This is a genomic window from Kribbella sp. NPDC048837 (assembly GCF_055586945.1).
Genome location: NZ_JBVJHF010000004.1, coordinates 287542 through 299619 on the forward strand (window position 1 = coordinate 287542; position 12078 = coordinate 299619).

The following is a 12078-nucleotide window of genomic DNA, read 5'->3' on the forward strand; positions in this document are numbered from 1 at the left end:
GGGAGATCAGCGACGGCTGACGGGCGTACTCGAGCAGCGTGCCGATCAGCTCCGGTGATCGAGTCGAACGTGCTGGTGACCAGCGCGAGCGCCCGCGGCGGTGCTGCCTCCTGGTTGCCCTCACCGACACCACTCGGCTGGAGTGCCGGTGCCGTCCAGGGCAGGCTCCCCCCTCTCGCCGTACGCGGTGCAGGACCACCTCAAGCGATCTTCGAGAAGGTCGGTGTCTCCGGTCGGCGGGAGTTGTCGTCGCGGATGTTCGACCACCACGCCGGCCGCGTTGGCCAGGAGGTCGACGCGGGCGGGTGGCTCAGCGCAGGCTGACCAGCGGTTCGGGGCGGTGGACGCCGCGCGGGCGGTAGCCGAGGGCGTCCGAGGTTCCGAGGTAGTCGGAGAGCAGCCAGATGATGGCCAGCCACATCTCGGTGCCTTGCAGGCCGGGGATCGCGCGATCGTCGGTGCCGTCCGGGGCGAACGCGAAACCGGCGCCGTCGACCCAGCGATCGAGGATCCTCGTGAGCTGGTCCTCTGCCCAGCGCTCGCCGTCCTGGAGGCCGTGGCTGGTCTGCTTGCGGGCGAGCCAGAGCGGGTGGATCACATCGAGGACGTTGCAGGAGTTGTAGTTGTCACCGCTGAACATCCGGCGGTCGTTGCTGTGGGCAAGGACCGTCGTGACGGCCTGCTCCGGGTAGGGCAGCGGCAGGCCGAACTGGGCGTAGGTGCCGCGGGTCAGCCGGTAGAAGCCGTTCACCACCTGCAGCCAGCCGTCGTCGGGATGCGGATGGCCCCAGGCGCCGCTGACCGGGTCGGCCGCGATGGTGAGCCAGCCCATCAGGGTCTCGATCGGGCCGGATTCCTTGTGGTCGTGGAGATTCCGGGCGATGGCGGTGCCGAGGCCGTCGATGCTGGAACCGGCCGACCAGGCATTCCTTGCCCAGGGCAAATTGTCGAGCTGGTCCGGGGTGAAGTCGGTGCGGATCGGGTGCTCGAAGCTGCTGTCCAGGACCTGGAGGGCGTAGCCGACGCAGAGGATGTGGTAGCTCGCGGGGCCTTCCAGGACGGCGAGTTTCTCGTCCGACGGGAGGTCGAGGCCGGCGTCGGAGAGGTCTCCGGGTGAGACCAGTCCGGTGTCCCGGTCCTGACGGGCGCGGAGGCGGCGGACGAGGTCGTCTCGGGTGTGACCGGCCGGGGTACGGCGCAGCAGGAGGTCGGCGATCTCGACGGCGTCGCACCACGGCCGGACCGCCGGCACGTGATCCAGCCCGGGCCGGTCGACGAAGCGCTCGCCGTCCCAGCACCTCGCGAGTACGTCGTCGACCTGATCACGAGCCTTGGCGGCAAAGGCAGTCAACCGCTCCGGCAGCCCGGCCCCGGCGGCCGGCCGGCTAACGCCGGCCGAGCCGGCGGAGGAGGTGGCCGGGGCTGCGGAGGAGGTGGCCGGGGTGGCTGAGGACGTGGCCGGGGCTGCGGAGGAGGTGGCCGGGGTGGCTGAGGACGTGGCCGGGGCTGCGGAGGAGGTGGCCGGGATGGCTGAGGACGTGGCCGGGGCTGCGGAGGAGGTGGCCGGGGTGGCTGAGGAGGCGGCCGGGGCGGCGGAGGTCGGGGAGGCGGTGGGCGCCGGTTCGCCGACTTCGCGGGAGCGCAGTACGCGCGCGGGATTGCCGGCGGCGATGGTGTTGGCGGGGATGTCTTTGGTGACGATGGCGCCGGCGCCGATGATGGTGTGGGGGCCGATGGTGACGCCGTCGAGGATGGTGACGTTGGAGCCGATCCAGACGTCGTCGGCGATCGTGATGCCGAGCGCGGTGTGGGGTTGTTTGAAGATCGGCTCCCCGGGCTCGGTGCCGTGGTTGAAGGCGAGCAGCGACGTGTGCGCGCCGATCCGCACCCCGTCGCCGATCGTGATCCGGCCGCGGACGGTGGTGAACGGGTTGATGGTCGAGTCGGACCCGAGCACGATCTGCCCGGTCACGTACGCGTGCGCCGCGATGTACGAGCGCTCCCCCATCCGGAGCTCGTCGCAGTACACGGCGGCCGACTCCGCGACGTACACGTCGGCGGCGAGCCCGACCGACCCTCCGAGCTTCGCCTGCCGCTCGGCCTGCCGCGCACGCTCCTCCTCCGACGCCTTCCGCGCGTACTCCCAGGGCAGGAAATCCAGCCGCAACGGCTCTTCAGAGGTCATGGGAAAACGCTATCCAAAACTCGCCGCACCCGCTAGCCCCACGCACCCGCTGCTAATCTCCCGTCTGTGCGGGGTAGCAAGCAACCATGACGACATCCGGGTCCCTGGCCGGCGGTGAGGGCGCTGACGACGGTTCGGCGAGCACCAGTGGGCGCCGCAGTCACCGAGTCACGATCAGCGATCTCGCGCGCCGTCTGGACATCTCCAAGGCCTCGGTCTCGTACGCCCTGAACGGCCGGGCCGGCGTCAGCGAGGAGACCCGGCGACGCGTCCTCGACCTCGCCGAGGAGCTGGGCTTCCACCCGAACTCGGCCGCCGTCGCACTCTCGGCCAGCCGAACCCGGACGATCGGCATCGTGATCGCCCGCGACCCGGCGCTGATCTCGACCGAGGCGTTCTACATGCGCACCCTGGTCGGCATCGAGCAGTACCTGAACGAGGTCGACTCCTCGCTCCTGCTCCGGCTGACGGGCGAGCACGGCGAGGATCTCGACGTACTGCGGCGCTGGTCCCGGCAGGGGCGCGTCGACGGGTTCATCCTGTTCGACGAGCACGACGACGACCCGCGGATCCCGACGCTCAAGGACCTCGGGGTGCCGTGTGTGGTGGTGAGCTCGAACGATCCCGACGACGCGGTCGGCCGGCTGATCAGCTCGCCGGAGGAGACCGTCACGCTGCTGCTCGACCACCTGGTCGAGCTCGGCCATCGCGACATCGCGCACATCAGCGGGCCGTTCACGTTCGTCCACGAGCAGCTGCGGGTGCGGATGCTGCGCGAGCACGCCGACCGGCACGGCATCAGGGTCCGCCACATCGAGGGCAGCTACCGGTACGACGACGGCGCGGAACTCACCCGCCAACTCCTGACCGGGCCGAACCCGCCGACCGCGATCGTGCTCGGCAACGACCTGATGGCGGTCGCCGCGCTCCGGGTCGCGATGGACCTCGGTACGGCGGTGCCCGGCGAGGTCTCGATCGTCGCCTGGGACGACTCGCCCCTGTGCGAGCTGGCCCGCCCCGGGATCACCGCCGTCGACCAGAAGACGATGGAACGCGGCCGCGCCGCCGCCGACCTCCTGCTCCGCATCGCCGCGGGCGAAACCGACCTGCACGAGCAGGCCCCGGCCGGAGAACTCCGCCCCCGCGACTCCTCCGGCCCCGCACCCGCCTGACATTGGGGGGGATACCCCCTCGAAGGCAGCCTTCTCCCCTGGTGTGGGAGGGGAGAGCCCACATCGCGAGCGGATATCACCTCGCAGGGCTGGTGAACCGGTTCGGGTGGCCCCAGTTCAAGACTCTGTGAAATCGGATGATTCCGGAGTGTGTCGGATTGCGCTTACCAAAGGCCCGCGAGAGGTTGGATGAGTCACGAGGCAGTAACGAACTACCGCCAACTGAACCGGTTAGGGTTTCGAAACTTAACCGGTTAGGCCACTATGGGGCCGATCCGCCTCCGCAGCTCCGCGGGGGCTCGACGGGACGAGGGAGTCCGACGTGAGACTGCGTTCGCTTGTAGCCGCGGCAGCGGCGACCGCCCTGGGAATCAGCCTGGCCGCCTGCGGAGGCAGCGGCGACTCGGGCGATTCCTCCGGCGGCAGCTCCGGTGACCAGACGCTGACCTACTGGGCCAGCAACCAGGGCACCAGCCTGGACAACGACAAGGAGGTGCTGACCCCGGTCCTGCAGAAGTTCACCCAGGAGACCGGCATCAAGGTCAACCTCGAGGTGATCGGCTGGAACGACCTGCAGACCCGGATCCAGACCGCGACGACGTCCGGTCAGGGTCCGGACGTGGTCAACATCGGCAACACCTGGGCGGCCTCGCTGCAGGCCACCGACGCGTTCCTGCCGTTCGACGGCGACGCGATGACCGCGATCGGCGGGAAGGACAAGTTCGTGCCGACGGCCCTGGCGACCGGCGGCAAGGAGGGCACCGACCCGACCTCGGTCCCGCTCTACGGTCTGGCCTACGGCCTGTACTACAACAAGGCGATGTTCGCCGCGGCCGGCCTGCAGCCGCCGAAGACCTGGGAAGAGATGGTCACCGACGCGCAGAAGCTGACCGACCCCGCGAAGAAGCAGTGGGGCATGGCGCTGGCGGCGGGCAGCTACACCGAGAACGTGCACTTCGCGTTCATCAACGCCGCGCAGAACGGCGCGGACTGGTTCGACAAGGACGGCAAGCCGACCTTCACCGGTGACGGCAACGTCCAGGGCGTGCTGCGGTACCTCGACCTGATGCAGAAGGACAAGGTCGCGAACCCGTCCAACGCGCAGTACGACAACGGCACCAAGTCGGTGAACGACTTCGCGACGAAGAAGGTCGCGATGGTGATCAACCAGAACAACGCCGACTCCTCGATCGTCGCCAACGGCATGAAGGCCGGCGAGTACGGCGTCGTGCCGTTCCCCGCCCCGCAGGGTGCGGCCGCCCCGGTCGCCAGCCACGTGGCCGGGATCAACCTGTCGATCTTCAAGAACACCAAGCACAAGGACGCGGCGCTGAAGTTCGTCAAGTACATGACGGACGCGACCACCCAGACCACGCTGGGCAAGCCGTTCTCCTCGCTGCCGGTGCTGAAGGACGCCAAGCCGGTGTTCACCACCGACGCGGCCGAGGCGGCCACCTTCCAGGACGTCTACAACACCAAGTCCAAGCCGCTGCCGCTGGTGCCGGCCGAGGACCAGTTCGAGAGCACCGTCGGCAAGGCGATGAACGCCATGTTCGCCAAGATCGCCACCGGCGGAACGGTGACGGCCGATGACGTGAAGGCGGCCCTGAAGACCGCCGAGGACCAGGTCGCCGCGAGCAGCTGACGCGGTCCAGGTGGCCCGGGCGCACCCGCGTCCGGGCCATCGATCACGTCAGCCGACCCTCTCGATCGAAGGAAGGGAGGCGACCTCCAGGATGTCCGTCGCCACACCCGAAGCGGCACCGGCGACCGCGGCCGAGCCCGCCACGAAAGCCAAGCGCGGTCCCGAACACCGGCCCGGCCTGAGCCGGTGGCTGCCGTACGCACTACTGGCTCCGGCGGTGCTGCTCGAACTGTTCATCCACATCATCCCGATGGTCGTCGGGATCTGGATGAGTTTCGTCAAGCTGACCAAGTTCTTCATCGCGAACTGGTCGGCCGCGCCGTGGGCCGGCTTCGCGAACTACAAGGTCGCGCTCGACTTCAACAACGCCGTCGGTGAAGGGCTGCTGAAGTCGTTCGGCGTCACCGTCGCCTTCTCGCTCATCACCGTGGCCCTGTCGTGGGCCCTCGGGATGGCCGCGGCGGTTGCGCTGCAACCGCCGTTCCGCGGCCGGAGCGTGCTCCGCACGTTGTTCCTGGTGCCTTACGCACTGCCGGCGTACGCCGGGATCCTGACCTGGAACTTCATGCTCCAGCGCGACACCGGCGCGGTGAACCACGTCCTCGAGCAGTTGCACCTCACCGACGGCGGCACGTTCTGGCTGATCGGCGGGAACGCGCTGGTCTCGCTGATCACGGTCGCGACCTGGAAGCTCTGGACGTTCGCGTTCCTCACGCTGATGGCCGGGTTGCAGAGCATCCCGCGCGACATCTACGAGGCCGCGTCGGTGGACGGCGCCGGCAACCTGCGGCAGTGGCGCAACATCACGCTGCCCTCGCTGCGGCCGGTCAACCTGGTGCTCGTGCTGGTCCTGTTCCTGTGGACGTTCAGCGACTTCAACACGCCGTACGTGCTGTTCGGTACGGCGCAGCCGCCGGCCGGCGACCTGATCACGTTCCACATCTACAACGCGTCGTTCCTGACCTGGAACTTCGGCACCGGGGCGGCGATGTCCGTGCTGCTGCTGATCTTCCTGATGATCGTCACCGGCACGTATCTGCTGGTCACCGGAAGGAGGTCCCGTCGTGGGTGAGACCAAGGGCTTCAAGATCTACCGCGGTGTCGTGCTGGTCGTGCTCGGCGCGTTCGTACTGATCCCGCTGTACGTGATGGCGACCTCGGCGCTCAAGCCGCTGAAGGACGTGCAGGGCGCGTTCACCTGGTGGCCGTCGAACCTGACGCTCGCCCCGTTCGTGGACATGTGGAAGACGGTGCCGCTGGCCCGGTACTTCGTGAACAGCACGATCGTCTCGGTGGTCGCGACGGTGTTCTCGGTCGCGATCGCGATCCTGGCGGCGTTCGCGGTGTCGCGGTTCCGGTTCCGGGGCCGGACGGTGTTCACCACCACGGTGCTGTCGACGCAGATGTTCCCGGGCGTGCTGTTCCTGCTGCCGCTGTTCCTGATCTTCGTGAACATCAACAACCAGTTCGGGATCCAGCTCGTCGGGACCCGGCTCGGGCTGATCATCACCTACCTGACGTTCAGCCTGCCGTTCTCGATCTGGATGCTGGCCGGGTACTTCGACAGCATTCCGCGCGAACTGGACGAGGCAGCGCTGGTGGATGGTTGCGGCCCGCTGGGCGCGCTCTGGCGGGTGGTGCTTCCGGCTGCGCGGCCCGGTGTGATCGCGGTCGCGATCTACTCGTTCATGACCGCGTGGGGCGAGGTGCTGTTCGCCTCGGTGATGACGACCGAAGCCAACCGCACGCTGTCCGTCGGACTGCGCCAGTACTCGACGCAGACAAACATTTATTGGAACCAGATCATGGCCGCGGCCCTGGTCGTCAGCATCCCCGTCGTGATCGGTTTCCTCCTGGCCCAGCGCCATTTCGTCGCCGGTGTGACGGCGGGCGCCGTCAAATAGCAGTCGCGCAGCCCGTGGACCGTCGGGACGCACGCGCGCAGACTCGGGAGTGAAGGGGAGGTCGTAACACCCGGGGAGGGGACATGTTCCGACGTTTGACGGTCATTGGCACAGCACTGATCACCGGGGTGAGTCTTGTCGCCCTGCCGGTCGTCCCGGCAGGCGCACAAGGCACTCCGTGGCGGGTGATCGCGTCCGGCCTCGACAACCCGCGCGGCCTGGGATTCGCTCCGAACGGCACGCTCTACGTCGCTGAGGCGGGTGTGGGCGGAGCCGGGCCTTGCATCCCGCATCCGCTCGGGCAGATCTGCTACGGCGCCACCGGGGCGGTCACCCAGGTGAAGCGCGGACACCAGACGCGGGTGCTCACCGGGCTCCCGTCCTTTGCGCTGCAAGGTACGGAGGAGGTGTTCGGACCGTCCGACGTGGGGCTGAACGGCGCCGGCAACCTGTACGTCACGCTCGGCCTCGGTGACGACCCGGGTCTGCGGAGCCAGCTGCCGCCGAACGGACAGCTCGCCGGGACGCTGATTCGCGCGAAGTCCAAGGGAACCTTCAAGGTCGTGGCGGACATCGGCGCGTACGAGCTGTCCGCGAACCCGGACGGCGGCCTCCCGGACACCAACCCACAGGGCCTGCTGCTGACGAAGAGTGGTCAGGTCGTCGCGGACGCCGGCGGGAACTCCTTGCTGGGCATCTCGCACGGAAAGATCTCCACGCTCGCCGTGTTCCCGCCGCGGCTGGTGCCGAACCCGGCCCCGGGCGGCCCTGACATCCCGATGCAGGCGGTGCCGACGACGGTGACCCGCGGCCCGGACGGCGCCCTGTACGTCGGCCAGCTCACCGGCTTCCCGTTCCCGGTCGGTGGCGCGAACGTCTACCGGATCGGGCGGAACGGACAGCCCAGGGTGGTGGCCGGTGGATTCACCAACATCATCGACATCGCCTTCGGCCCGGACAAGTCGCTCTACGTCCTGGAGATCGCGCACAACGGCCTGCTGTCCGGTGACCCGACAGGTGCACTCATCCGGGTCGGCAAGCACGGCAAGCGGACGGTGATCGCGAGTACGGGCCTGACGATGCCGACCGGACTGGCGATCAGGGACGGCAAGGCGTACGTCTCCAACTGCGGTGTCTGCGCCGACGTCGGCCAGGTCGTCGCGATCCCGCTGCACTGACCGAGACATGCAGCGAGCCCGGCACCGGGTCGGGTGCCGGGCTCGTGAGCATGCTCAGGCGAAGAGCTTCTCGCCCCAGTAGGAGCCGGGGGTGACGCCGGGTGGGCAGGCGAAGACCCCGGAGCCGACGTGGTGGATGTACTCGTTCATCGTGTCGCTGCGGGCCAGCTGGTTCTGGATCGGGATGAACTGCTTGCGCGGATCACGCTGGTACGCAAGGAAGAACAGCCCGGCGTCGAGCCGGCCGAGACCGTCGGAGCCGTCGACGAAGTTGTAGCCGCGCCGGAGCAGCTCGGCACCGTTGTTGAACTGCGGGTGCGCGAGCCGGACGTGCGAGTCCAGCGGGACCTTCACCTCGCCGTCGGAGTTCTTCGCGGTGAAGTCGATCGCGTCGAACTCGTCGGCCTTGCCCAGGGGTGCGCCGGTGCCCTTGCCCCGGCCGATGATCGTCTCCTGCTCGCCGAGCGACGTCCGGTCCCAGATCTCGATGTTCATCCGGATCCGCCGCGACACCAGGTAGGAGCCGCCGGTCATCCAGTCCGAGCCGTCCTCGGGCTGCACCCAGACCTGCTGCTCGAGCTTGTCCGCTTCCTCGAGCTTCAGGTTGTTCGTGCCGTCCTTGAAGCCGAACAGGTTCCGCGGCGTGGTCTGCGCCCGCGACGTCGACGACGTCCGGCCGAAGCCGAGCTGGGAGTAGCGGACCGCGACCCGGCCGAAGCCGATCCGGGCCAGGTTGCGGATCGCGTGCACCGCGACCTGGGGGTCGTCCGAGCAGGCCTGTACGGCGATGTCGCCGCCGGACCGTGACGGGTCCAGGTCGTCGCCGATGAAGTGCGGCAGGTCGACCAAGGCCTTCGGGCGCTTCGCAGCCAGTCCGAACCGCTTGTCGAACAGCGACGGGCCGAACCCGACCGTCACGGTCAGCCGGGCCGGCGGCAGACCGACCGCCTCGCCGGTGTCCTCCGGCGGGGCCTCGCCCGGTCCGTTCACCGCGCCGTACTGACCGATGTCGCGGCCGGCGGTGAGCAGCGCGGCCGCGGCGGTCCACTCCTTCAGCAGGGCGATCAGGTCGTCCCGCTTCGTCGTGGTGACGTCGAACGCCGCGAAGTGCAACCGGTCCTGGACCGCGGTGACGATCCCGGCCTGGTGCGGTCCGTGGAACTCGACCGGGCCTGTGTTGTCCGCGGCCTGCGACGGCTCACTGGACAACACCGAGTGGGCGGCATAGCCCGCGACGCCGGTCGCGACGGCGGCTCCGGCCGCGCCGAACAGGCCGCGGCGAGACAGGCCCCGCCGGGCCGGCGGCTGCGTCGGGTCAGGAGTAGCTGTGTTGTCGGTCATTTCTTCGCAATCACTCCGGCAACCTGGCTGACCGGCTCGGCCAGCCCGTCGACGACCTGGCTGAGCTGCTTCTTCTCCGTCTCGCTGACCACGTACGGCTTGAAGCCGTCACCGACGCGGTACTTGTCGACCGCCGCGAAGACCGCCTTGAAGTTGGCGTCCAGCGCGGCGACGAGCGCGGCGTCGCGCGCCTGCAGGGCCGGCCGCAGCGCCTGGATCGCGGCCTGCGAGCCCTCGACGTTGGCCTGGAAGTCCCACAGGTCGGTGTGCGAGTAGCGGTCCTCCTCACCGGTGATCTTGCCGGTCGCGACCTCGTCCAGCAGTTCCTTCGCACCGTTCGCGAGCTGCAGCGGGTTGAGCTTGACGACCTTGGCCTTCGCCACCACCGTCTTCACGTCGACCAGCAGCTGGTCGGCGTACTTCTCCATGCCCTTGGTGGTGTTGGAGACCCAGAGCGCCTGCTCGATCCGGTGGTACCCGGTCCACTCGGTGCCGGGCTCGACGTCGTTGACCCGGGCGTCGATCTTCGGGTCGAGGTCGCCGAACGACTCCGCGACCGGCTCGATCCGCTCCCAGTACGTGCGCGAGACCGGGAAGAGCTCCTTGGCCTTGGCCACGTCGCCGGCCTTGACCGCGGTGACGAACTCGGTGGTCTTCTGCTCCAGCGCGACGGCCTGCGAGTTCACGTACCGCTGGTAGCTCTCGGTGGCCTGCTTGAGCAGGGTGTCCTCGTCGACCTGCGCCGGCGCGTCACCGGTGACGGTGAGGTCGCCGCGGATGCCGTCGCCGACCATGCCCGGCTTGCAGACCGCCTGGTACTTGCCGGTCGGCAGCTCCACGATCAGGTCGCGCTTCAGGCCGGGGCCGATGTTCTCGACCTCACCCATCACCCGGTCGCCCTCGGCGTACACGTAGAACTCGGTGACCTTGCTGCCGCCGTTGGAGACGGAGAAGGTGCTGGTGCCCGACTTGACGTCGCGGCGGCTGAGCGAACAGTCGGAGTCGGTCGCCTTGACGGTGACCGGGCCGGTGCCGTCGTCGGCCGATGCGGCCGGCTTGTCGTCGGCGCAGGCCGTCAGCGTGGCGAGGCCGAGGACTACACCGAGTACCGAGACCCGGCGGACCGTGGACGTGAGCATGATTCTCCTGGACGGGTGAGGGGTGGATCAGGCCGCTTCTTCGGCGGTCTTGGCCGGGACGGCGGGTGGCGTGGTGGTCTTGACCGGGCGGAAGTAGAGCACCATCACGGGGACGAGATAGACGACCCAGGCGGTCGCCTCGACGACGGTCGGCGCCGGGTTGAAGTTGAAGATGCCCTTGAGCAGCACGCCGTACCAGCTGTCCGGCGGAATGACGTGCGAGATGTCGAAGGCGAGGTTCTGCAGGCCGGGGATGATGTTGGCCTCCTGCAGGTCGTGGAAGCCGTAGGCGAAGATGCCGGCCGCGACCAGGATCAGCACCGCGCCGGTCCACTTGAAGAACACGGCCAGGTTGATCCTGACCGCGCCCCGGTAGATCGCGACGCCGAGCAGCACCGAGGTGGCCAGGCCGAGCAGGACGCCGACGAACGGTACGGCGGTGGTCGCGGTGGCGGCCGACGCGTACACGATGAACGCGGTCTCGATGCTCTCCCGGAACACCGCCAGGAAGGCCAGGATGACGACCGCCCGGGAACCGATCTCGAGCGCCTGGCCCATCCGCTCGCGCAGCTCCCTGGCGATGCTGCGCGACGCCTTGCGCATCCAGAAGATCATCCAGGTGACGAAGCCGACCGCGAGGATCGACATCACCCCGCCGATGGTCTCCTGGGCGGTGAAGGAGCGGGCGGTCAGCGCGGTGACGAACTGCAGCAGCCCCCATGCGGCGGCCGCCACGGCCAGCGCCGCGCCGACTCCGATCCAGACCAGTTTGAGCCGATCACGATGCCCGGACTTGACCAGGAAGGTGGCGAGGATGCTGACCACCAGCGAGGCCTCGAGTCCTTCGCGGAGTCCGATCAGGTAGTTCGCGAGCATGGCGGGACTCTCTCATGACTTTAGGTACGGCTAACCTTCCTGAGGTTAACCTAAGAAGTCATATTCGCCCACTGTGGCGTACGCCGCACTGTGTCCCGGCCCCTCACCGAGCCGGGACTCGATCAGTTGCAGGCTTCCAGCGGTCCAGACCGGTCCGTCGTACGTGTCGAAGACCCTGACCCACCGGGTCGCGTCGACCGGCCGCCGCAACCGGGCCAGGGTGACATGCGGGGTGAACTTCCGTCCCTCCACCGGGACGCCGGCGCGGCTCGCGGCCGCCCGGGTCGTCATCGCCAGGTGCTTGAGTGACTCGGTCTCGTCGCGGACCCCGGCGTACAGGACACGGGCCTCGGGCACGCCCGGGAACGCACCGGCTCCGGTCAGTTGCAGCTCGAACGGCGCCTGCCGTTTCGCGGCCCGCTCGAGCCGCTCCCCCAGTTCGTCGCTCTTCCAGTCCGGCACCTCGCCCAGGAACGCCAGCGTGATGTGCCAGTGCTCGTCCGCGGCCCACCGGATGTCGTCATCCGGATGCTCCCGCCGCGGCTCCACGAACTCGCTCAGATCCTCCACAACCTCGATGGGTGGCACCACGGCCACGAACAATCGCATCCCGAAATGCTATCGGTGGTGGAAACTCG

Annotated in this window: 10 protein-coding genes; 5 read left to right on the top strand and 5 right to left on the bottom strand. The window is 68.7% G+C overall.

Features of this window, described 5'->3' with window-relative positions; translation table 11 throughout:
* Positions 1-310 precede the first annotated feature (310 nt).
* Complete coding sequence (locus ACZ6O0_RS21465) at positions 311-2185, bottom strand: acyltransferase (protein ID WP_465766715.1); 1875 nt, start codon at positions 2183-2185, stop codon at positions 311-313.
* 86 nt (positions 2186-2271) lie between these two features.
* On the opposite strand from ACZ6O0_RS21465, the gene ACZ6O0_RS21470 reads away from it, so the two are divergent.
* The 5 genes from ACZ6O0_RS21470 (at position 2272) to ACZ6O0_RS21490 (ending at position 8084) form a co-directional block, all read left to right on the top strand.
* Positions 2272-3357: a LacI family DNA-binding transcriptional regulator gene (locus tag ACZ6O0_RS21470; protein ID WP_465766716.1), complete on the top strand. Its 1086-nt coding sequence runs from the start codon at positions 2272-2274 to the stop codon at positions 3355-3357.
* A 322-nt stretch (positions 3358-3679) separates the two neighbouring features.
* A complete protein-coding gene (locus ACZ6O0_RS21475; RefSeq protein WP_465766717.1) occupies positions 3680-5002 on the top strand; it encodes an ABC transporter substrate-binding protein in 1323 nt (440 codons plus the stop codon).
* 91 nt (positions 5003-5093) lie between these two features.
* A complete protein-coding gene (locus ACZ6O0_RS21480) occupies positions 5094-6074 on the top strand; it encodes a carbohydrate ABC transporter permease (RefSeq protein ID WP_465766718.1) in 981 nt (326 codons plus the stop codon).
* Positions 6067-6906: a carbohydrate ABC transporter permease gene (locus ACZ6O0_RS21485; protein ID WP_465766719.1), complete on the top strand. Its 840-nt coding sequence runs from the start codon at positions 6067-6069 to the stop codon at positions 6904-6906. Before ACZ6O0_RS21480 ends, ACZ6O0_RS21485 begins: the two co-directional genes overlap by 8 nt.
* Positions 6907-6989: 83 nt before the next feature.
* Positions 6990-8084 carry a ScyD/ScyE family protein gene (locus ACZ6O0_RS21490; RefSeq protein ID WP_465766720.1) on the top strand — a complete coding sequence of 365 codons (1095 nt, stop codon included), beginning with the start codon at positions 6990-6992 and terminating at the stop codon, positions 8082-8084.
* A 54-nt stretch (positions 8085-8138) separates the two neighbouring features.
* On the opposite strand, the gene efeB is transcribed toward ACZ6O0_RS21490, so the two are convergent.
* Genes efeB through thpR form a run of 4 tightly spaced genes read right to left on the bottom strand, consistent with a single transcriptional unit; the run spans position 8139 to position 12049 of the window.
* Positions 8139-9425 (bottom strand): iron uptake transporter deferrochelatase/peroxidase subunit, encoded by a 1287-nt coding sequence (efeB, locus tag ACZ6O0_RS21495; protein ID WP_465766721.1) that lies wholly within the window; start codon positions 9423-9425, stop codon positions 8139-8141.
* On the bottom strand, positions 9422-10564 hold the full coding sequence (gene efeO / locus ACZ6O0_RS21500) for an iron uptake system protein EfeO (protein ID WP_465766722.1): 1143 nt from the start codon (positions 10562-10564) through the stop codon (positions 9422-9424). Before efeO ends, efeB begins: the two co-directional genes overlap by 4 nt.
* Before the next feature lie 27 nt (positions 10565-10591).
* Positions 10592-11440 (bottom strand): iron uptake transporter permease EfeU, encoded by an 849-nt coding sequence (gene efeU / locus ACZ6O0_RS21505; RefSeq protein ID WP_465766723.1) that lies wholly within the window; start codon positions 11438-11440, stop codon positions 10592-10594.
* A gap of 45 nt (positions 11441-11485) precedes the next feature.
* Complete coding sequence (gene thpR, locus ACZ6O0_RS21510) at positions 11486-12049, bottom strand: RNA 2',3'-cyclic phosphodiesterase (RefSeq protein WP_465766724.1); 564 nt, start codon at positions 12047-12049, stop codon at positions 11486-11488.
* Positions 12050-12078: the final 29 nt, after the last annotated feature.